This is a genomic window from Proteiniborus sp. MB09-C3, assembly GCF_030263895.1.
In the GTDB taxonomy this organism is placed as follows: domain Bacteria; phylum Bacillota; class Clostridia; order Tissierellales; family Proteiniboraceae; genus Proteiniborus.
The window spans coordinates 2,231,976-2,255,410 of record NZ_CP127161.1 but is presented as its reverse complement, the minus strand read 5'-3'; the positions used below and the strand labels follow the sequence as shown (position 1 = coordinate 2,255,410).

Genomic DNA, 23,435 nt, shown 5'->3' with positions numbered 1-23,435 from the left:
ACCTATTCATATTTTCTATTTCATCCATTAGCTTTAACCCATTATACTAAAAAACAAAGCATAAATAAATTATTTAATTATTGCTCGAATAAATATATATTTGAAAAAATAGTAATTATATAAAGCTATTACTAGTGTTTTGATAAGGCGGTGTAATTATGATAAAAAATAAAAATCATTTGTTGCCAATAATATTAGTGTTATTCATTGCATGTTTATTTACCTTCAAGATTTACTACTCATCTGTAACCGATGATTTGGTTTTTAATCAAATTGGGGTGTTTAATAACATACTCAGTAAAAAATTGGTAGATAATTTTTTTTCTGAAAATAGTGATATAAAAGAATTATCGACTAATTCAATTAAAAAAATAGTTCTTAAGGATTTAGGATATGAAAATTGGTTAAATTACATAGAATTCATAGATATATATTTATATCCCTTCGATATAATCCATGATAATGTAGAGGACCTAATCATATCTGTCAATTTATCTAAGGATCAAGGTGTAATAGGTATATATCGTCTATATGAGGACAGATATATACTTTCAAACATTATTAAAGATCTATGCAATATAAAGAATGTATCTGCTATTAGAATTGAATCTTCAAAAAAATCTTTTATAGTAACTGAAGAAATTCTTGATGAAATGATCGGAGCATACTTCATAGATAATTTTGTAAGAGTATTTTCAGAAACTGACGGTGAATTTATAGAGGTATTTCGCCAATCTATAGATTACACAGCATATTATTTCGAAAAATGGAGCGATCCAGAGACTCCTGAACCTAAATGGTATAAAATCACAGATAGTAGTGTTGTTGATAACATAAACTTAGAAAAAGAAAATATTATAATAAATGTATCAAAAACCTTGTCAAAGTATGAATCCCTAGACTCTTCTAGTTTCTCTGCCTCCTCTGATTATAAACTGATAGGACAAAATAGCTTTGATGTCAAATTAGTTTGGAGTGAACCCTACAATTCATTTATTATGTCTGAAGGCAAAATTATCTCACAAAATACCGAGGTAGGAATCTTAGAAGATACAACTCAAACTGTAGATTACCTATTGAATTTAACAGGAAAATACTATAAAGTGATAGATAAGAATAAAAGAATATTTTATATTAAAAATGACGACATTATGATAATTAAGGATTTTTCTACCTTATGAAAAGGAAGGATGATTACATGACAGAAAAAATATATCTAGAAAATCCCTATTTGAAGGAACTTACAGCAAAAATTATTAAAAAAGAATATTCTAATAGCAAATTCTATATTACATTAAATAGAACTATAATATATCCTCATTTATCTGGAGGTCAGCCTATGGATAAGGCTACCATAAATGATTTTAAGGTTATTGATGTATACGAGGAAAATGATGAGATCATTCACGTCCTAGAAGATAACATACATTCTAATATAGTCAATATGGCCATTGATTGGGATACTCGCTTTGACCATATGCAGCAGCATACTGGACAGCATTTACTTTCTGCAGTCATCTATAAATTATATAATGCAAATACTATTGGAATGCACATAGGACGTGATTATGTATATATTGATGTGGCTATACCAACACTTTCGGAGAATGACGTAGAAAAAATCGAAAGATTTGCCAATGAAATAATATATAGTAATTTTCCAGTAAAAACTTATCCTATAGAAAACAAGGATATCCCTTCTATTCCCCTTAGAAAGCTTCCAACAGTGGACAAGAATATCAGAATTGTGGAGATAGAAAATGTTGATATTACCCCTTGTGCTGGAACCCATGTCAGGAATATTGGAGAAGTAGGAATAGTTAAAATAAGAAAGTGGGAAAGGTATAAGGGCAATACCAGAATTGAGTTTGTATGTGGTTATAGAGCTTTAAAAGATTATACGCTAAAAAATTACCACATTAACAATATTTCAACTCTACTATCTTCTAAGGATATAGACACATATAATGCAGTAAAAAAGTTATATGATGATTGTAAACTATTGGAGAAAGAATTATCAGATATTAAGACGGAATTATTAAAATATCAAATTAGTGATCTGATTAGTGAAAGTTATACGAAAAATAATGTGAAAATAGTACACAAAATATTATATGGTTTTGACCTTAAAATGGCTAAATATGCAATATCACACATATTAGCTTACTCTAATACTGTTTGTATACTTTGTATTGTAGAAAACCAAAATAAATGTCATATATTAATGGGTAGATCAGAAAACCTTGACATCAATATGAAAGAAATATTTGACTCCGTGATCAGCATTATTAATGGAAAAGGAGGAGGAACTCCTGAGCTTGTACAAGGTGGAGGGACAAATACAGCTAATATTACTTCTCTTATTGAAAAAAGCCTAGAACTATTGGAAAAAAGGATTTGAAATATCTATATATAAATAAAGAGAAGTGAAAACTTCTCTTTATTTATTCATAAAAGCTTCTATTTCCTCAACCGATTTTATAATATCCTTTGATAGATTTTCACATCCATCTTCTGTCACTACTACATTATCCTCTATTCTAATTCCTATTCCTTCCTCTTCAATATACAATCCTGGCTCTATAGTAAGCACCATTCCTGGCTCTAGATTTACTTCGCGACCTCCTACATCATGAGTATCTAGTCCTAAGTAATGACTTACTCCATGATAATAATACTTAATAATTTCTTCATCTTCTTTAATAAGTCCATTCTTTTTACACTCTTCAATCAAAACCTTTTTGGTAACATTATTTAGCTCTTTAAAAGGAAGACCTGGTTTAACCGCTTTAATTGTCTCAAGCTGGGATTTTAGCACTATATTATATATTTCTTTTTGTCTTTCTGTAAATCTTCCGTTGACTGGAAAAGTTCTAGAGATATCTGCACAGTAATTATTATATTCAGCACCTAAATCAAATAGGATAAGGTCTCCGTCCTTCATTTCACAATTGTTTTCTCCATAATGCAATACGATTGCATTTTCTCCTGAAGCAGCAATTGTATTAAATGAATGTCTTTTTGCTCCTAGTGTCTTTAATTCAAAGTCAAAATAGGCTTCAAGCTGGTATTCCATCATTCCTGGCTTTGATTTTTCCATCATCCTTTTTATCCCTTGATTTGTAATATCTATTGCCTTTTTAATCATTTCAATTTCTTCTGTTGTTTTTACCATTCTAGATTTTGCTATTATGCTATATGAATTATTTATATTGATATGTGGGTATTTATCTCTAATGTTCTTTGCTAATTTTAATGCTTTGGTTTCATCCGAATCCCATCCACGTCTTTCTAAATCTAAGTAAAGGTTTGAATAGTCATTATTAAACAATATACTATTTAAATAGTCGTTAAAATACCCTAATGGTTCAATACTCTCTATTCCAGATATTGATTTAGCCTCGTCTTCTTTCATCCTAAAGCCAGTCCATTTTTCCTCCAGTGGTGTTACTTTATCTATAAATAACGTTTCCTTCAATTTTTTGTTTCTTTTTTCAATTAACAATATAAATTTTTCTCTTTCAATTCCTACCATGTAAAAAAAGTTTTTATTTACAATAAAATCATAATCTGCATCAGCAGATTTATGTGGAGCTGTACCAGAAAATAAAACAAGCAAAGAGTTATCTTCCACATTATCCATTATTTTTTTTCTAGTAGTTATGTAAAGTTCCTTATTCATAAATTCACCCTCCTATTTATTTTTTAAAATTTTTAATGTAGCAGAATATTTTAAATCCTTAATTTCAAGCTTTATATGTCTGTAATCAATTTCAAAATTTATTACAGATGAATGTAAGTCAATGCTTCTTAGAAAATGAATTGTACATAATGAATTGTCTTTAAGCTTACTAAATCTTATTATTATATTTTTAATCATAGGACATTGAATTCTTTTTCCCATATAATTTGGCATTTCATCAAAGTACAAATCTAGTGCTTTATTATCTAAAGGAATTATAAGGTCAATGTCTATATCATCTTCTCTTAATACCCTTACATTAAAATCACTTTCAAAATTAAAGCCAAATTGTTTTAAATCCATAAACTCATCCTTTATTTAATAATATCCTTGTACTTAAAGTCTGACCCTAGTATATGACTAGATATCCAGTTGATTACAAAATCTAAAATATCTAGAACAACCTTTTTTTGTCTGGAATCTATATCTTGAGTCTCTATTTCATTCAATTTTTCGATAAACTTATCATGCTGCCCTTTATGCTTCTCAATATCCTCGTAATTATACTTTTTCATCAAATTTTCTTCAAATCCAAAGTGATATACTGTATAATCCTTTAAGCTATTTAATAGCCTAATAATTTCATCATAATGGTCTTGTCCATCTTTTAAAATTGCTAAATTATATATTTCCCCTCCAATCTCAAATAATCTTTTATGTTGTTTGTCAATTTCCTCAATTCCAATGCTAAAGTTATCTTTCCACTTAAAAATCATATATCCTTCCTCCTTTAATCCTTTACTAGATTATACCACGCTTTTAATAGATAAAAGCAAATTTTGGATTTAATCTTTCATAATATTTTTAGAAACGATGCTACCAACTATAAATAAACCACCATTAAAAATGACTAGCAGATAATCGTAGAGATTATTATTAGGAAGTTTTCCTAATAATCTATTTACAGATAGAAAAAGTAGAGCAAGAAAAATTGTATTTGTAATCTTGGCAATCTTCCATTCTAGTTTAAATTTTGTATTTAATATGGTTAAGACAACATCAAGAATAAGAAAAAAGCATAGAACCAAAGTAGCATAATAAAGCATTTCTATAATTACCACATAGAACACTCCTTGGAACAATTCATATTTTAATTAAAATATTTTTGCTATTTCTATTATTCAACATTTAGATTGTTTTTCCTTCAACAGGTCTAAAAGATATTAAATCACCCTAAGATAAGTGAAAACATAAGTATATATTATACAAATAAATAAAGAAAGGAGTAAGAATTATGTATTATAATGAAATGATGTATTATCCATATATGAATCCTTATATAAACTATGACTATTACTATGGATATAGAAATAATACAAAAGCAGTTGCATATATACGTGGTGGACCCTTTGCTCCGCAAATACAAGGTGTTGTATCTTTTGAAGAAGAAAACGGTGGAACGAAAGTCAAGGTTAAGGTATCTGGCCTTCCTAAGTACGAACCTGCTAGAAATGGTAATTCGCCTATAGGTCCCCACGGTTTTCATATACATGAAAATGGTGTATGTGAAATAGGCGATCCAAATGACCCATTTAAATCTGCTGGCAATCACTGGAATCCTGATAATCAGCCTCATGGAAATCATGCAGGTGATTTTCCAGTATTGTTTTCTAATGATGGTTATGCAGAAATGGAGTTTTTCACTAATAGATTTAAACCTTGGGATGTAATTGGAAAATCCATAATAATACATCAGAATCCAGATGATTACCGCTCTCAGCCAGCAGGAAATTCAGGTAAAAAACTAGCTTGCGGTGTTATACAACCAAAATACTTCTAAAATTTAAAAAATGAGCTGCAAAACATACAGGTGCAGCTCAAGTAATTTTATATTGTTCATAGAAGAACATTAACACTCTGATAAAAATTTCATATTATATATTACAACCAGGAAATCCTATCATTAATTAAGTTAAAAGAAATGGGAGGTAGTATTGTTATGGTAGAAAAACAACAATGTGGTTGGGGTGGTCTTGACGCTTCACTACTATTCTTCTTTTTAATACTAGTATTAATATTCTGCAACTGTGGTTTTTGGAATTAACAAACAAATCGGGGTTTCTACCCCGATTTGTTTATTCATCATGAATTCTAATTTTAGTGTATAAATTATCTACTATTTAGATAGCCTATTATATAAAGGAGGTTATCTAAATAACTGAGTTAAATGATTTGTTAAACGACATTGAAAAGCTTAGAGAAAACTTAATGAAATTAATCGAAGAAAAAGGAAGTAATCTGCAGGATCCTGATGTAATAGCTGCAAGTCAAATTCTTAATGCTGCTATTACTAAATATAATGAATTTATTAGAAACAAATTGTAATTTTTATTTGCATATTAGTAATTAAAAAGTTACAGAGTCAGCTCTGTAACTTTTTAATGGATTTAATAACAATGTATATCATAAAATTCACTTCTGAATAATACGATGTTTTATGATTTATTGTTTTTTATATCCTTGGCAAATTGCATCTCTCAATAATTTTATTCATCAATAAAATTCATCAGTTCTTTATTAAATTTTTCTCGTTGGTCATAGAAGGCTCCGTGACCGCTATATTGAAATGGTAAGAGTTTAGAATTTTTAATATATTGATTTTGTACTTCACCTAATTGAAACGGAACAACCTTGTCATGAATACCATGGATAATCAATGTTGGAACATTTATTGTTTTTAAATCATAAAATAGTTCTTCACGTAACCAAGTATTTGCAATAGCAGCAGTTGACCATCCTGCAGCTTGTAAACCCAATTGCAAAAACCAATAAGAAAATGGTTCAGTTATATACTGAAAGAAAAATATATCACCAAAGTCTCTCAACATTTTAGGACGATCTGAATATGTTCCTTCAATAATTTTGATTACAACTTCTTTATCTAAGCCATATGGAAAATCAGGACGTTTAATAAGACTAGGAGCTGCCGCTGCAAAGAGAGCAAGTTTAGATACGCCAAATCCATTATGTCTAGACATATATCTAATAGAAATTGCTCCTCCTGTTGAATGACCTGCTAGTATAAAATCATGTAGCTTGAGTGCCTCAACTACACATCTTACATCATCAGCTAATCTATTGTAATCATAGCCTCTCCATGGTTTATCTGACTGGCCAAAGCCTCTCTGATCTATTCCAATGCATCTGTATCCACTCTTAGGAAGTTCATTAAACTGATATTCAAATAATTTATGACTTCCAGGCCATCCGTGTAAAAATACAATGGTCTTGTTACCCTCCTGATTAAGATCCTCTACATAAACTTTTACATTTGGTTCTACTCTAATATAGTATCCCATCAATATACCTCCAATAATTAAATGGCTATATTGACATATTATTCACTCAGACACCAATTTATTAATATTTATCTTCATTTTATATTCACTCCATTTTCTTTTAATAATTCAGATTACTTCCCAAATATTTAAGTGATGAGCTACAAATAGTCAGTGATTAATACATCTTATGTACTTATTAAGCTTATTTTCAAACTTTATATCAGAACTAGATAATTTAAAGTGAATTTTTGTTTTTTATTTATTATATTAGCTCCTATATTTTGATGATAAAATTATTATTTAATTATTATCATTTATGATAAGATTAGTTATGATATTATGGCAAAATAATAAAGATTACTTCATGAAGTAATCTTTACAAGCCACTTATACACTATTATCTCACATAGAACTTTTTGAAAAAGGAAATAACCTTAATTTTATAAGCATAGACAAAGCTATTAAACTTTCAATTAGACCTATGAGAAAGAAAATTATGTGTAAATATTGAATTGATTGCAAAACATAGCATTGAATCGCTATCCAAGCCATTAGTATACAGCCTAGGCCACCACTAATATAAACATGGTACTTTAATTTATTTCTGACAAATATAAATGCAACTAAATGCCCTATACCAATAACAAAAAATAAGAACAAGCCAGGGATTAGAAAATTCGTAAAAGGCCCTCTTTTTAATATTTCAATTGGCGCACCATACAGAGTTCCATAGGGATCAATAATGGCCATCATGCCTCCAAATAGTGCTCCTATACCGACTGTACAAAGAAGAGTTGACTGAAAACCATATAATTTTTTCATCACTTTATCCCACTTTCTAATTTAGTGCCAATAACTCACTTAATAACTATTTCTCATATCCATTTACGTGATTTCTATGAAATTCCCATGCTGATGAAATTATATCTTTTATCTCTGTATATTGAGGTACCCAGCCAAGAATATTTTTGGCTTTTTCAGAAGAAGCAACTAAAATAGCCGGATCTCCTAATCTCCTTCCTGTAGTTTCCTTAGCAATAGGATTTCCTATAACTTTCTCAGCAGCTTCAACTATTTCATTTACTGTAAAGCCTAAACCATTGCCAAGATTAAAGATATCGCTTTCATTACCTTCTCTCAAATATTTTAAAGCCAGTAGGTGTGCATTTATTAAGTCCATGACATGAATATAATCTCTTATACATGTACCATCCTTTGTGCTATAGTCATTGCCATAAACGTAGATTTTTTCTCTTTTATTAAGTGGCACCTGTAAAACTAATGGGATTAGATGTGTTTCAGGATTATGGTCTTCTCCAATGAGTCCATTTGGATGAGCTCCAGCCACATTAAAATATCTTAGGGATACATATTTTATTCCATGAGCTGTATCTACCCATTTCATCATCTTTTCCATAGCTAATTTAGTCTCACCATAAGGATTGGTAGGTTCAGTCAAATCAGATTCTTTAATAGGAATAGATTTAGGTTCTCCATAAACAGCAGCTGAAGAGGAAAATACTATTTTATTTACACCATTTGAAGCCATTGCTTTTAATAAAATTTCCATCCCATAAACATTATTATCAAAGTATTTTAGTGGTTCAGTCATACTCTCACCAACTAAGGAATTAGCAGCAAAATGAATTACTGCTTCTATATCATGTCTTAAAAATACACTGTTCAAAAAATCAATATTCCTAGTATCTCCATGATAAAAGATAGCTTCTTTATGTACTGAATCTATATGTCCTGTTTGAAGATTATCTACTACTATAACCTTCTCTCCTTTTTCAATCAAATCATATACACAATGAGAGCCTATATATCCTGCCCCACCACAAACTAATACTGCCATATTATTTCCCTCCATCTTATAAACTTCTAAATCTTTCCTTTACATTATATCACTTATATTTTTATGTTTCAAAAATTATACTCAAATATAATAAAAAAAGAAATGGTCATTTACAGTTCACCATTTCCTTTTTTATTATTATTAGTTTTCTATTTTAAACGAGCTTTTTAATGATACTATTCTGTTAAAAACTATTTTTTCTTCCGTAGTATGCTTTGTATCAACATTAAAATATCCATGTCTGAAAAACTGGAATTTATCTTGAGGTTTAGCATCTTTCATATTTGGCTCTACAAATCCTTCTAAAATCTCTAAAGAGTTTGGATTTATATTATTTAAGAATGTTTCTCCCTCTTCTTGCTCATCGTCAAGTATTAGCGGCTCATAAAGTCTCACTTCAGCAGGTATTGCATTGCCTGCTTCTACCCAATGGATCGTGCCCTTTACTTTTCTTCCGGTAAAACCAGTACCACTCTTGGTTTCAGGGTCATAGGTACATCTTAATTCTACTACATTCCCTTCCTCGTCTTTTATCACTTCATTACATTTAATGAAATAAGCATTCTTTAGTCTAACCTCATTACCTGGGAAAAGCCTAAAATATTTCTTGGGAGGATTTTCCATAAAGTCATCCTGTTCAATATATATTTCTCTTGAAAAAGGAATCTTTCTTTCTCCTAGTTCTGGATTTTCTGAGTTGTTTTCTGCATTAAGCCATTCAATTTGACTCTCAGGATAGTTAGTTATAACAACCTTAAGCGGTTTTATTACAGCCATCACCCTAGGTACCTTAAGCTTTAGGTCTTCTCTTACAAAATGCTCTAGCATCTGCTCATCTACTAAGCTATTACTTTTAGATACGCCTATTGCCCTACAAAAATTTCTGATAGACTCTGGAGTATATCCCTTTCTTCTCAATCCAGATATAGTAGGCATTCGAGGATCATCCCAGCCATCAACAATATTTTCATCAACTAGCTGCTTTAATTTTCTCTTGCTCATTACTGTATTGGTCAAGTTTAACCTAGCAAACTCTATTTGTTGTGGTTGGCTCTCCATCTCACACTCTCTTACAAACCAATCATATAATGGCCTTTGGTCTTCAAACTCCAAGGTACATATGGAATGAGTTATGCCTTCTATGGCGTCCTCTAAAGGATGAGCAAATGAATACATAGGATATATACACCATTTATCTCCTGTATTATGGTGTGAAGTATGAGATATTCTATAGATGACAGGATCCCTCATGTTGATGTTAGGAGAAGCCATATCTATTTTAGCTCTTAGTACCTTCTCTCCATCTTTAAATTCACCTTTTCTCATGCGTTCAAAAAGGTCTAGATTTTCTTCTATGGTTCTATTTCTATAAGGACTTTCTTTTCCCGGTTCCGTAAGCGTTCCTCTATATTCTCTAATTTCATCTACACATAAATCACATACATATGCCTTACCTTTTTTAATTAAAATTATAGCTCTTTTATACATTTCATCAAAATAATCTGAGGCAAAATGTAATTCTTCCCATTGAAAGCCAAGCCATCTCACATCTTCCATTATGGATTCCACATATTCTACCTCTTCTTTAGTCGGATTGGTATCGTCAAAGCGAAGATTGGTTCTACCATTAAATTCATCAGCTAATTCAAAGTTTAATGTAATTGATTTGGCATGACCAATATGTAAATATCCATTAGGCTCTGGTGGAAACCTTGTGATTATTTCCTTATGCTTTCCTGATTCTAAATCACTTATTACAATATTTCTAATAAAGTTTGATGATACTGGTTTGTCATTCATTGCAACACAACCTTTCCTTTCTTCTGCTCTATTGTTAACTTATAATATAGCATAGTTATAAGATTTTTTCCATTTCTATTGACTTTCATATTATGATATACTATTTTAACTGTTTTATTAGTTTTATGCAATATTTTATATAGCATAGTCATATCTCATCTAAAGATGTTTCAAAAAAACCTTCGGGACAATTTAAGAATGACTTAAAAAATTTAACTGATTCTATTTCAGTATAATCTATTTTTTCCATTGGTAATTTATTTAAGTCATATATGGTTGCACCTAGATAAGCCATTATTATAGGAGAATCAAAAACTATTTGGCTAAAGGATTTCATTAGAGCAGTATTAAATGTGTACATGTTAAATAGCTCATGATTTTTATTTAAATAGCTTATTTTCTTTAGATGAAACATGACTTTTCATCCTTCCTATTAACTAGATATATCTCTACTTAAATATTGATATTATCAAATCATAGTGCAAAAGTAAAGAAAAGCTACTTCCCTATGCCAATAGGAAATAGCTTTTATTATCAATATATTTTTTACCTTGAAACCTTAGATGGCTTCTTACTTGATTTTCTGTGCTGCAGTTCTGCTTTTCTATTGAGCTTTCTATCCATATACTCAGCTTCCTTTTTTAATTTTACATAGCTTTCATATCTTTTTTTACTCAAAGTACCATTTTTAATGGCTTCTTTTACAGCACATTTTGGTTCTGATGAATGTGTGCAATCTGAAAACTTACATCTTAAAGAAAGTTCTTCTATGTCTTTAAATGCAGTATCTATACTATCACTAACATCTAATACATGCAGCTCTCTCATTCCAGGAGTATCTATCACTACTCCTCCCTCAGGAAGTAATATAAGCTCTCTATTAGTAGTAGTATGTCTTCCTTTTTCCCCTATACTGCTTACCTCCTGAGTAAACTGTCTAATCTCTCCTATTAGCTCATTGATAATAGTTGATTTTCCTACTCCAGATGACCCAATAAAAGCAACTGTTATACCTTTCTCCATATAACTTCTAATCTCTGTAATTCCTGATTTGTTAACACAGCTTATGCAATGAACATCTATTCCAAATAAAATATCTGATATCTGTTCAAGTTTTTCGTCTATCCCATCACATAAATCTGATTTTGTGAGAAGTACAACTGGTCTAGAACCGCTATCCCATGCCATGGTAATATATCTTTCTAGTCTTCTCAAATTGAAATTATTGTTAAGTGACATACATAGAAATGCTATATCTATATTTGCAGCTATAATCTGTTCTTCAAATGAGTTGCCTGCAATTTTCCTGGAAAACTTGCTTTTTCTTTCCAATATTCCACGAATAATAGTTCTATCATCCTGATCCTTTATTTTATCTAGTATCACCCAATCTCCCACAGCGGGATAATCCTCTCTTCCAGCTGCAGAACCAATCATCTTTCCTGATACCGAGGCTAACACTTCCCCTTCCTCAGTATATACTTTATACAGATTTCTATATTCCACTGCTACTCTTCCAATGCTGTAAGAATCACTGTACTGTTCTATTTCTTGTTCAAAGCTCTCATTCCAACCTAAATCATATAAGTTAAATTTTTTTGTCAATTATTAATCCTCCCATTATTTCAGGGCATAAAAATACCCTAGTAGTAGTTTTTAGACAGACCACCCCTAGGATTAGTGACAAAAGAAATATAAGATTGAATCATATACGCAATCAGTACAAATAGCTTAACCTACACTTAGGAGTGGACATCATGAAATTATTAGATTCATTTAAGTAAAATTTATATCTTCTATTTTTCATAACACATCACTCCTTCCAACATTTATATTATATATGATAACAAATAATAACTATTTTGTAAACAATAATTATTCTTCAAAATTTCTAAATAATAAACTCTAATAATTTTTCACTCTATTATCAAAACATCTATGGCTATTTTATCCTCCCAATAATTAATATAGGGCCAAGATTTTGGTCTTGGCCTTATATTAATTTTCAAACCTCAAAATTATTTCAATTATCTTATTTCTAATTTTGTTTATTTCGTCATAGCTCATATTTGGAATATATTGAGCCTCCATTAAGTCATGGTTTTTCTTGGCACCTGCCAGTTTATCTATTGCAACAGAAATTAGTTTTTCATATATTTCTTTGCTTTCTTTTATACTATCCTCATAAATATTATATATTTCTTTATCAATATATTCATATAGGTCTATTACCTTATAGTTATTATCTTTAGCTGCATCCATTATAGATAATCCTATACTTAAATCTTTGATTATAATAGTCTCTATCTTTTCTGGTATCAATGGTGTATGGAATACTTCTACATCTAATCCTCTTTGGACTGCTTGTAAGTATATTTTTTTCATCATTGTTGTTTTTCCTGTACCTATTTCGCCCTTTATGTAATAGGTTTTTTCCATGTCTTTAAGCAGCGTATCTGTATGCTCTGCCCATCCAGTTGGCGTATATGCACTACCAAATAAGTGTCTCTCTCTTCCCATATTCTCTGAGATCGGCAATTTATTAAATATCTCTTTTATCAAATTATCTCCTAATACATTAAGCTTGCCAAAATCCATTACTTCTTCCATTTTCCATATTGTATCCTCTTGAATAGCTCTTGCTGCTTCAAGATATTTATATGCACTTTTATAGAATTTGCTATTTCTATCTATTACTTTAATTATTTCTTCTCTATTTTCTTCTAAAGCTTTTGAATCCCAGTATTCTCCCAGATTTATTATCATGTCAACAGCACCTGGGTATTTAGGATCTATAACATGTGGTGCCGTACCATCTACTACTGCGACCTTTAACTTAGGTATCATAATACTATCAATAGATTCTCTATCAGAGGAGCAATGATGGTATTCAACATCATATCCCTTTTCTTGCATGTACATCCCAATCTTTCGCATCATAGAAGATTTTCCTGTGCCTGGTCCCCCTTTTAATATTATGATTTTATTTGCATCCTTTTTGTTTATTATATGGTTGTAATAAGAAAAGAAACCTCTCGATGTATTGCCACCTGGGAACATTCTTCTTTCTTTGCCCTTCATTTAAATTCTCCCTCCTGTCTTTTTAACGTAGCCTTTTACTATTATTTTATATAGTATTAGATTTATACATACTTAGTTACTGTATATCTATAACTTTTTTATTAGCATATTTTTAACTCACTGTTTCACCATCAAATCTTATTCTTTTACTAATTTTTTATTCAATCTATTGACAAAAAAAATGTATTTGATAAATTATAATTAGCACTCTATTGCAGAGAGTGCTAATAAGTGAAAAATTCTACGAGGGGAGAAGATTTTTATGGTGAAAAAAGAATTTAAAGCAGAGTCTAAGCGATTGTTAGACCTGATGATAAACTCTATTTATACTCACAAGGAAATATTTCTAAGAGAACTTATTTCTAATGCTAGCGATGCAATTGATAAAATGTATTATAAGGCACTAACAGATGAAAATATGATATTTAATAAGGATGATTATTACATTAAAGTATCTGTGGATAAGGATAACAGAATAATAAAGGTATTTGATACAGGTATTGGTATGACAAAGGAAGAGTTGGAAGAAAATCTAGGAGTAATAGCAAAAAGTGGCTCTTTCGCATTCAAAAAAGAAAATGAAATAAAAGATGGATATGATATTATAGGTCAGTTTGGAGTAGGATTCTACTCTGCATTCATGGTTGCCGAGTCAGTTACTGTTTTAAGCAAGGCTTTAGATAGTGAACAAGGATATAAATGGGAGTCAACAGGTGCCGATGGATACACAGTAGAGCCATATGAAAAAGAAAGTATTGGTACAGAAATAATACTCAAAATAAAAGAAAACACCGAGGATGAACACTACGATGAATTCTTAGAGGAATATAGATTAAAGTCTATAATCAAAAAATATTCAGATTTTATTAGATATCCTATTAAAATGGATATAAGTACGAGAAAGCTCAAGAAAGGCTCAGAAAACGAATACGAAGAAGTATTAGAAGAAAAGGTAGTCAACAGCATGGTTCCAATATGGCGTAAAAATAAAAATGAGCTTACTGATAAAGATTATGAAAACTTTTATTCCGAAAAGCATTATGGTTTTGATAAGCCTTTAAAGCACATACATATCAGTGCTGATGGAGCAGTAAGATATAATTCAATACTATTTATTCCAGAAAAAACTCCTTTTGATTTTTATACTGCTGAATATGAAAAAGGATTAGAGCTATATTCAAGTGGTGTTTTAATAATGGATAAATGTCCAGATTTAATACCAGATTATTTTAGCTTTGTAAAAGGTATGGTTGATTCCGAAGATTTATCCTTGAATATTTCTAGAGAGCTGCTTCAACATGATAGACAATTAAAGGTAATTGCTAAAAGAATTAAGGAAAAAATTAAAAGTGAATTACAATTGCTTCTAAAAAATGAAAGAGAAAAGTATGAAAAGTTTTATGAAAGCTTCGGCAGACAATTAAAGTATGGAGTTTACAGCGATTTTGGCCAAAATAAGGAAACACTACAGGATTTATTGATGTTCTACTCTTCTACAGAAAAGAAAATGGTTACCCTAGATGAATATGTAAGCAGAATGAAAGAAGAGCAAAAATTCATTTACTATGCTTCAGGAGATTCTGTTGAAAGAATTGATAAAATGCCTCAAATAGATCTTTTGTCAGAGCAAGGATATGAAATACTATACTTTACTGATGATATAGATGAGTTTGCAGTTCGCATGTTAATGAATTATAAAGAAAAGGAGTTTAAGTCCGTATCAAGTGGTGACCTAGGTATAGAAAATGAAAATAAAGAAGAAAAGCAAGCTTCTGAAACTGAAGAGAATAAAAATGTATTTGAATTTATGAAGGAAGCTTTAGCAGGAAAGGTTAAGGATGTAAAATCATCAAAAAGACTCAAAAACCATCCAGTATGTCTTGCAACTGAAGGAGATTTGACTATTGAAATGGAAAAGGTATTGAATGCAATCCCAAATAGTCATGATATAAAGGCTGAAAAGATTTTAGAAATTAATACAAGCCATGAAGTATTTAAGGCTTTAAAGGAAGCTTATGAGCATGACAAAGAAAAACTAAAGTTATATACTGATGTATTATATAATCAAGCTTTACTTATTGAAGGGTTACCAATAAATGACCCTGTAGAATTCACAAATAATATATGTAAGCTTATGGCTTAAAATAGCTAAGATATTCTCTATATTTATTCAGCATGACATTTATATATGATTAAGCTCTTAGTCAATATAATAATATATGTGCTTACTTAAAAGTAAATGCTCTTTTCTGGAATTATCCTATTAGGTTTTCCCAGAAAAGAGCATTATTTCATTTCCTAAATTTACTTGGAGTAAAAATTTTATGGTGCCATAAGCTTGAACTGGTGCTGGCTTATCAGCAGCTCTTTTTTTGCTTTTGGCAATTGCTTTATCTCATATTCTCTTTTTGTAGCCTCAAGCTTATCCTTCATTTCTTCGAAATAGACAAGCTCTACTGGCCTATTTGCTCTTGTATATTTAGAGCCTGTACCATTATTGTGTTCTTTCACTCTCCGCTCTAAATCAGTAGTCCAGCCTGTATATAGTGAATTATTCTTACATCTTACCATATACACATAGGCCTTCTCACTAGAAATAGAGTTTAGTATTTCAGCTTTAGCAGTACATTCAGTTCTCATTCTACTTTTACCTCTTTATCTAATTCAAATGAATAAATGTATATTTCCTTAACCTTTCTCTCTGTTATTTTCTCAAGAGCCTCCTTATAAAGCATCATCTGTCCTCTATACTTGTCTACTATATTTTCTAAATTACCTTCTAGAATAGAATCTGTCTTATAGTCTATTAAAATCAAACCATCATCTTCTTCAAAATAGCAGTCAACAATTCCCTGTATTAACACGTTTTCCTTGCAATCTTCCACACCCAAAACCTCTGAAGCTTTTTTCTTCAGAACAAAAGGTGTCTCTCTGCTAATGCTTTTCGAAGATAATAATCTAAGCCCTATGGAACTCCTGTAAAAATTAAGTATCTTATCTATATTTACTACCTTTGCTTCCTCTTCAGTTAGCAGTTCCTCCACAATCATATCGTCTACTTTCTTTTCTATGGATTTCCTATCTATGATGACATTTAGATTAAGGTGCTGCATTACAAAGTGAATTATAGTACCTATCTCCGCCTTTGTAAAGGGCTTTTTCCCCTCTAGGAATCTTGGCATCTTAACTATTGATGGTATCTTATAATTTAATGCTTCTATTGTTAATGAAGCCTTCTTTATATCCGAAACAGACATTTTAGAAGGTATATTAATTGAATTTGTAAGTTCATAACTCCAATCAAATCTTTTTTCAATTTCTTTTTGGATGGATGTTGGACTATAGCTATGAAAATTCTCCAGCTTCTCTCTAAACTCTTTTTTGTTAACGGCTTCTTGACGTTCTCCTATATGCAAGTCTTTTCTAGTTAGTATTCTAATTTTCCAGTGAGCCTCTCCACTATTTGCTTTTTCGTATTCATCATCTACACCCGCTAATTCTCTTATAATATCTCCATCTGAATGTTTTGCGATACTGCCCAATATCCAATCAAAGTAATTTTTGCTATTAGATAAATAGTATAAATTAGTTTCTTTGCACCATTTTTTTGCTTCCTTTGGAATATCCTTCACAGAGCCTATTAGAATAAGCCTGTCCTTTGCTCTGGTCAATGCAACATAAAGCACCCTCATTTCTTCTGATAAGCTTTCTAGTTTTACTTTTTTCTTAATGGCTATTTGAGGTAAAGTATTAGTATATCTTCTATTTAATACATCAACATATTTAGGGCCAAGTCCTAAATCCTTATGTATTAATATGTCATCTCTAGCATCCATAAGGTTAAATTGCTTGCCAAGACCTGCAAGAATAACAGCTGGAAATTCAAGCCCTTTACTCTTATGTACACTCATAATTCTCACAACATTTTCATTTTCCCCTATAGTTTTTGCAGTTCCCATGTCCCCACTACTGCTTTTTAGCCTTTCTATAAATCTAATGAAATTAAATAATCCATTAGATGTACTCTTATCAAATTCACAAGCTCTGTCCACAAGTATTCTTAGATTAGCCTGTCTTTGTATGCCCCCAGGCATTGCACCAAAGTAATGGTAATACCCAGTATCAATCATCAGCTTCCATATAAACTCATCAAGCTTTGCATATCTAGCTTCTTCTGCCCATTTGTTCAGGTTATCTAGAAAATAAGAGAGTTTATTACTCAAGCTATCCTTATTGGTTTTTATATAGCTTTCGATTGCACTATAATAGCTTGTACCCTTATTAGATATTCTTATGCTTATTAGCTCCTCTGTAGTAAAGCCTCCTATAGGCGACCTCATAACACTCAGTAATGAAATGTCTTGTCTTTTATTATCTATAATACTAAGAAAGTTCAAAAATATTTTGATTTCAAGTGCATCTAGATAGCCTGTATTATCATCTGTGTATACTGGTATATTTTCATTTTTAAAAACTTCGTTGAAAACTGATGCCCAATTTTTCATTGTTCTTAAAAGAATAACCATATCCTTATATTCTATTTTTCTAAACTTTTTTTTCTTTGCATCATAGGTTGTCTTACATATTAGCTCCTTAATCCTATTAGCTACTATTCTAGCTTCTACTTCTATACTCGCCATTTCTTCAAGGTCTTCATCCAAATCTTCTATACCATCTGTAGTTTTTTCAATTATATCTATTTCAATAGGAGTATCATTGTCAATGTGCTTTTCGTATTCTGCTCCCTCATATAAAAATGCTGCCTCATTATATTCCACTTCTCCAAGCTTTTCTGACATTATATTTTCAAAAATATAATTGACTCCATCTAGAATTTCTTTTCTGCTCCTAAAATTTTTAGACAAATCTATCCTTTTATTTAAGCCAGATTCATCCTTAACATAGGAATTATATTTCTCCAGAAAAAGTGATGGATCTGCAAGCCTAAATCTATATATGCTCTGCTTTACATCTCCTACAAAAAATAAATTATTGTCTCTTTTCATTCTATTTACAATAGTCTCTTGAACTATGTTACTGTCTTGATATTCATCTACGAAAATATATTCGAATTTATTTCTATACTCAGCTCTCACTTCTTCACTTTCTAGAATTCTTAAGGCATAATGCTCTAAGTCATTGAAATCTATTATGCCTTTTTCTAATTTTTTATTGGCATACATCTGCGAAAATTCAACTACCAAATGGTATAGATACTTCATAATAGGATATAATTCGTTTATTTCAGTTAAATATGACTCAATACTCTTATTAGATATATCCTTCTTAAGCGAATTGTCGATTATAGCTTTATAATTATCTCTTAATTTTGCAGCTTCCTTTTTCAGTCCCTCGTCTACATCCTTTGAAACCCTCTTTAGCTTATCATGACTAATATTTGCTATACATTTATTGAAGCTTGTTACACCATCAGACTTCAAGGTTTCCTCAAGTGCTTCTATGTTTTGCAAATCACTTCTCAAAGCATCTATATAACTTTCTGGTCCATTTGCCTTGTTACATATTTTTATTGCCTCATTTACTAAATCCCTAGCCCCACTTAAATCTATTTTTATACTGTCTTCAATAGTCTCTATCCAAACACTCTCTTCTAATTCTTCTTGATTCATTTTAAACATTTCCACCATTTCATCAAGCCATTTTTCTGGATAAGGCTTACTTTGAATAAAGGAGTATATCTTGAGAATCAAGTTCTCTAAATTGACATCATTTTTATTCCCACCATAGCTTTCTACTAATCTAATAAAATCTTCATGACCCTTTTCATATTCAGATTCTAATAGCTCTTCTAAAACGTCTTGAAGCATGATTTGAAGCTCAGTTGTATCCCCTATTTTAAAAGCTGGATCAATGTCTATAAGGTGGAAATGCCTCCTAACTACATTTATACAAAAAGAATGGACTGTAGTTATATGTGATTTATTAAGTAGAGTTATCTGTCTCCTTAATTTTTCTTCGTTTTCTCCACCTTTTTCTATTTCCTCCATTAATGCAAGAAGTATTCTTTCTCTCATTTCACCTGCTGCTGCATTAGTAAAGGTTACTATTAGTAGCTTATCTATATCTACCATATCCTCAGTAACTAGCCTTATTATTCTCTCAACCAGTACTGCTGTCTTACCTGAACCAGCAGCAGCTGAAACTAGTAAATTACATCCTCTTTGAGCTATTGCTTCTTTTTGGGCATCTGTCCACTTTGGCATTATTCCTCACCCCCAGACTCTTCCTTTATTTTTAATATTACATCCTCATCTTTTAATTTCTTTATGCTTCTATATTTGTTATCCTCAAAGCCAGTTTCAAACTGACATATTGTTGAAAACTCACAATATGCACATGATACATACTTGTCTGTCTTGCATGGCTCTATTTTTATCCTTCCTTTTAGTATCTCATCAGCAATCTCTGATATTAATCCCTTAACATGCTTGATCAACAAGTTTAATTCCTCTTTGTCCAAAACTGAAGAATTTTTAGAAAAGCTACCATCTTTATTGATGCTTACTGGTATTATAGATGAATTATTAGTTTCTTCGATATCTCTATCTATTGCTTTAACTATGTTTATGTCTTTTAACATTATTCCATCAAGCTTTAATTTCTTTGCTATTTCCTTTTCTATTATTTCTAAATCCTCTTCATCAGATTGTATCATTGGATCGTCTATTTTAAAATAGAAAACTCCAGCAGGATAAATATCATTTTTAATTAGCTTATCTCCATTAGAGATGATTGCATCTGCATAAACCAAAAGCTGTATTTGAAGTCCATAATATGCATCAGAAAGACTAAATGCCTTGCTTCCTGATTTATAGTCTATTATCTTAACAAAGCTTTCCTTTTCTCCTTCTAAAATATCTACCCTATCAATTCTCCCTTCAAGCCTTATTTCCTCACCATTAGGAAGATATATTATAATTGGAGGTATTTTATTATTTGGCCCATCTCCAAAACTGACTTCATGCTGTATTGGCACAAAATCACCTTTTCTTATATGCTCTGTTATTGTCCACAAGGCTCTCTTGCTTATTCTTTTAAGCCTATTTACCATGTATTTATACCTATTAGTACTTAATAGCAATCCGTGTTGAAAATCATCAATCATTTTATCTAGCACTTTTTCTACAATTTCATCTGACTTATTTTTATCAAATTCATTCCAGCTTAGCTCTTCTAAGGAAAGCTCTTTTGAAAACTCTTCTATGGAATTATGAAATAACATGCCTATATCAGGACTTTTTATTTCATGGATTTTTCTTTCTTCTGGTGCTAATCCATATTTTACAAAGTGAGAGTAGGGGCAATTTACATACTTTTCCAATCTGGAAATGCTTGACCTAAAAGGCAGCTGATAAATCTGCCTAGAGTACTCTTCATCAATTCTTTCTTGTTGATTATTGTGATAAAGGCCTTCTATAGCTAATTGAATTTTTTCTCTCCACTCTTCTTTATTATAATACCAATGATATACGTCCCACCACATTTCATTTATTTCATAACCATCTAAAGCAAGTCTTAAGTTTTCTATTAAATACTTAAATGTGGATACAGGTGTAGCTATTAGATTTAGCTCTGTTTCCTTATCTTTTATTATGTCACTGTATATTGTAAGATTGCTGTAAATCTTTTTTAATCTATCTATAAAGATTGAAGGCCTTAAGGTTTTTCCCTCAATGTCACCTAAAGCATAGCTAATAAATAGATAATCACTAGGCTTTATAAATGAAGCATATACTGAGAATTCCTCCTCACAAGCTTTTGTTTCGTTGTCTGAAGAAATTTCTATCCCTAAGCTTTTCATCTCTGCTTTCTCTTCATCTAGTAGTAGACCACCTTCTTCTATGGCAGAAGGGAGAATTCCATCATTTACACCAACCACGAATAATGCTTTTATATCATGGCTTCTAGATCTATCTAAATTTCCTACTAAAACCTGATCCATTGTAGGCGGTATCACTCCTACTTCATATTCTGACAGGCCTGATTCAAGTATCTTGACATACTCTCCAATAGTAACTTTCTTATCTCCTAATATCTCTACTAATTGATCTAGCACTTCCATAAGTATATTCCAAATTTGTGTATTCTCATTGACCAAATCTAAATAACCCTTTTCCTTTTGAGCTTCTATAAGATTATTAAGCTTCTTTTCAATATTCATATCTGTTAAAAATTCAAATAAGTATTTAGTTATGTCCTCTATTCTAGTTTTGTTTTTAACTCTTTTCTTAAATGCTGAAATGTACTCTGTAAACTTACTTCGAATACTATTAATTCTTTCTAACTCAAGTTTATCGTCTCCATACTCGAAATCCTTTAACCATTTATCTCCCATTATGCCAAACCTAAGGACATAGTTCTCTAATTCTTCACATTCATCCCTCTCTAAATCACTAAAGCCCGTTTTTATAAACTTAAAAACATCTTCATACCTAAAGTTTCTAGATACTATTTCAAGACCAGATATGATGAATTTTACTATTGGATTATTCATTATGCTTCTTTTATCATCAATAAAATACGGTATTCCATACTCACTAAAAACCCTTTTTATAGTAGATGTATAGCTATCAATTATATTGCATACTACAGAAATATCCCGCCATCTATAATTCTTATCCCTTACAAGTGATACTATATGAGATGCCACATTTTCAATTTCTGTATATTGATTTAAGCTATAGAATACTTTTACTCTCTCTGTGTTTTTTTCATATTTTTTATAAGGGTATGCAAAAAGCTCTTTTTCAAGATGCCAAATTTCTTGATTTTTATATTCAGTATTAATATCTAATATAGTCTTTCTTTCCTCAATACCATTTCTTTGTGCCATATCTCTTAACTTTTCATATGTATTTGATGTAGGTTTAAATACACTAATATCATCTATACTCTTTATATCTAAAGTAAGAGCTATATTTAACTTTCTGCTTTTAATCATAAGCTTTTCTAGTATCTTGTATTCTAATGCAGAAAAACTATTGAAGCCATCTACCCATATTTCTGCATCATCAAAATAAGTTGAATTATCAAGTTTTTCTATGACTAATTTCATCTTATCTTCATCATCTGTGTATTTGCCTTCTATATACTCATTAAATTTGCTGTATATTAATGATATATCCTTTAACTTTCGTTTCAGCATACTGTCTTGTGTAATAGCTTCTGCTTTTTCCTCAATAGTTTCTATGGGAATATCATCCTTCTTAAGTTCAGTTATAAGCTGACAAAAGCTTGATAAAAATCCATCTTTTCTAGAAGCTTTATTGAATACCGTTAAGCTCTTTGAATTTTCCTCAAAGAGCTTTCTTAGCACCATTATCTTTCCTAATTCATTTATGGCAGTTTTTTTAATTCCTCCTGTTTCATTTAAAATCTTATACCCGAGTCTTTGAAAGCTAAGTACCTCTACTCTCATAATCCCCTCAAGATTTTTCTTAAATATTAAATCTGCTTCTGCCTGCAAAGTAAATTGCTCAGGTACTAAAAGTATAAGCTTGTTATTGTTCTTTTCTTTAAGTCTATACTCAATTTCATCTAATACTCTATGCGTCTTACCAGAACCAGCTCGTCCTAGAATATATCTTATCCTCACAATATCACCTCATTTTAAACCTATATTCTATTATTCTATTTTTTTTATATATATCCT

Annotated in this window: 19 protein-coding genes; 5 read left to right on the top strand and 14 right to left on the bottom strand. The window is 30.6% G+C overall.

What is annotated here, in order from left to right; translation table 11 throughout:
- Positions 1-158 precede the first annotated feature (158 nt).
- Together QO263_RS10860 and QO263_RS10855 are read left to right on the top strand one after the other, a co-directional pair.
- On the top strand, positions 159-1,181 hold the full coding sequence (locus QO263_RS10860) for a hypothetical protein (protein ID WP_285621134.1): 1,023 nt from the start codon (positions 159-161) through the stop codon (positions 1,179-1,181).
- A 17-nt stretch (positions 1,182-1,198) separates the two neighbouring features.
- The gene (locus QO263_RS10855; protein ID WP_285621132.1) at positions 1,199-2,401 is read left to right on the top strand and encodes an alanyl-tRNA editing protein; all 1,203 of its coding nucleotides are present in this window, start codon (positions 1,199-1,201) and stop codon (positions 2,399-2,401) included.
- A 39-nt stretch (positions 2,402-2,440) separates the two neighbouring features.
- Here QO263_RS10855 and QO263_RS10850 read toward each other — a convergent pair whose 3' ends face one another.
- From QO263_RS10850 to QO263_RS10835, 4 genes are all read right to left on the bottom strand, one after another.
- Positions 2,441-3,682 carry an aminopeptidase P family protein gene (locus QO263_RS10850; RefSeq protein ID WP_285621130.1) on the bottom strand — a complete coding sequence of 414 codons (1,242 nt, stop codon included), beginning with the start codon at positions 3,680-3,682 and terminating at the stop codon, positions 2,441-2,443.
- Positions 3,683-3,694: 12 nt separating this feature from the next.
- Complete coding sequence (locus QO263_RS10845; protein ID WP_285621128.1) at positions 3,695-4,045, bottom strand: hypothetical protein; 351 nt, start codon at positions 4,043-4,045, stop codon at positions 3,695-3,697.
- Positions 4,046-4,056: 11 nt separating this feature from the next.
- The gene (locus QO263_RS10840; RefSeq protein WP_285621126.1) at positions 4,057-4,458 is read right to left on the bottom strand and encodes a bacteriohemerythrin; all 402 of its coding nucleotides are present in this window, start codon (positions 4,456-4,458) and stop codon (positions 4,057-4,059) included.
- A gap of 69 nt (positions 4,459-4,527) precedes the next feature.
- Positions 4,528-4,803, bottom strand: a complete 276-nt coding sequence (locus QO263_RS10835; RefSeq protein WP_285621125.1) for a hypothetical protein — start codon at positions 4,801-4,803, stop codon at positions 4,528-4,530.
- Positions 4,804-5,009: 206 nt separating this feature from the next.
- Between QO263_RS10835 and QO263_RS10830 the strand changes: the two genes are divergently transcribed.
- Complete coding sequence (locus QO263_RS10830) at positions 5,010-5,522, top strand: superoxide dismutase family protein (RefSeq protein ID WP_285629279.1); 513 nt, start codon at positions 5,010-5,012, stop codon at positions 5,520-5,522.
- Between the two features lie 392 nt (positions 5,523-5,914).
- Complete coding sequence (locus QO263_RS10825; protein ID WP_285621123.1) at positions 5,915-6,067, top strand: aspartyl-phosphate phosphatase Spo0E family protein; 153 nt, start codon at positions 5,915-5,917, stop codon at positions 6,065-6,067.
- A 161-nt stretch (positions 6,068-6,228) separates the two neighbouring features.
- On the opposite strand, the gene QO263_RS10820 is transcribed toward QO263_RS10825, so the two are convergent.
- The 7 genes from QO263_RS10820 to QO263_RS10790 form a co-directional block, all read right to left on the bottom strand.
- On the bottom strand, positions 6,229-7,041 hold the full coding sequence (locus tag QO263_RS10820; protein ID WP_285621121.1) for an alpha/beta fold hydrolase: 813 nt from the start codon (positions 7,039-7,041) through the stop codon (positions 6,229-6,231).
- A gap of 384 nt (positions 7,042-7,425) precedes the next feature.
- Complete coding sequence (locus tag QO263_RS10815; RefSeq protein ID WP_285621119.1) at positions 7,426-7,845, bottom strand: hypothetical protein; 420 nt, start codon at positions 7,843-7,845, stop codon at positions 7,426-7,428.
- A 46-nt stretch (positions 7,846-7,891) separates the two neighbouring features.
- Entirely contained in the window at positions 7,892-8,881 is a 990-nt protein-coding gene (gene galE / locus QO263_RS10810; RefSeq protein ID WP_285621116.1) for a UDP-glucose 4-epimerase GalE, read from the bottom strand.
- A 141-nt stretch (positions 8,882-9,022) separates the two neighbouring features.
- Positions 9,023-10,681: a glutamine--tRNA ligase/YqeY domain fusion protein gene (locus tag QO263_RS10805; protein WP_285621115.1), complete on the bottom strand. Its 1,659-nt coding sequence runs from the start codon at positions 10,679-10,681 to the stop codon at positions 9,023-9,025.
- A 148-nt stretch (positions 10,682-10,829) separates the two neighbouring features.
- Positions 10,830-11,096 carry a hypothetical protein gene (locus tag QO263_RS10800; RefSeq protein WP_285621113.1) on the bottom strand — a complete coding sequence of 89 codons (267 nt, stop codon included), beginning with the start codon at positions 11,094-11,096 and terminating at the stop codon, positions 10,830-10,832.
- A gap of 131 nt (positions 11,097-11,227) precedes the next feature.
- A complete protein-coding gene (rsgA, locus tag QO263_RS10795; protein WP_285621111.1) occupies positions 11,228-12,286 on the bottom strand; it encodes a ribosome small subunit-dependent GTPase A in 1,059 nt (352 codons plus the stop codon).
- 393 nt (positions 12,287-12,679) lie between these two features.
- Complete coding sequence (locus QO263_RS10790; RefSeq protein WP_285621109.1) at positions 12,680-13,762, bottom strand: PRK06851 family protein; 1,083 nt, start codon at positions 13,760-13,762, stop codon at positions 12,680-12,682.
- A gap of 262 nt (positions 13,763-14,024) precedes the next feature.
- On the opposite strand from QO263_RS10790, the gene htpG reads away from it, so the two are divergent.
- Complete coding sequence (htpG, locus tag QO263_RS10785) at positions 14,025-15,905, top strand: molecular chaperone HtpG (RefSeq protein ID WP_285621105.1); 1,881 nt, start codon at positions 14,025-14,027, stop codon at positions 15,903-15,905.
- A 179-nt stretch (positions 15,906-16,084) separates the two neighbouring features.
- On the opposite strand, the gene QO263_RS10780 is transcribed toward htpG, so the two are convergent.
- From QO263_RS10780 to addB, 3 genes are read right to left on the bottom strand one after another with little or no spacing between them, the layout of a single operon-like run.
- The gene (locus QO263_RS10780; RefSeq protein ID WP_285621100.1) at positions 16,085-16,402 is read right to left on the bottom strand and encodes a GIY-YIG nuclease family protein; all 318 of its coding nucleotides are present in this window, start codon (positions 16,400-16,402) and stop codon (positions 16,085-16,087) included.
- Positions 16,399-19,986: a helicase-exonuclease AddAB subunit AddA gene (gene addA, locus QO263_RS10775; protein WP_285621098.1), complete on the bottom strand. Its 3,588-nt coding sequence runs from the start codon at positions 19,984-19,986 to the stop codon at positions 16,399-16,401. The genes QO263_RS10780 and addA overlap by 4 nt, the downstream gene beginning before the upstream one ends.
- Positions 19,986-23,378: a helicase-exonuclease AddAB subunit AddB gene (addB, locus tag QO263_RS10770; protein WP_285621096.1), complete on the bottom strand. Its 3,393-nt coding sequence runs from the start codon at positions 23,376-23,378 to the stop codon at positions 19,986-19,988. Before addB ends, addA begins: the two co-directional genes overlap by 1 nt.
- Positions 23,379-23,435 lie beyond the last annotated feature (57 nt).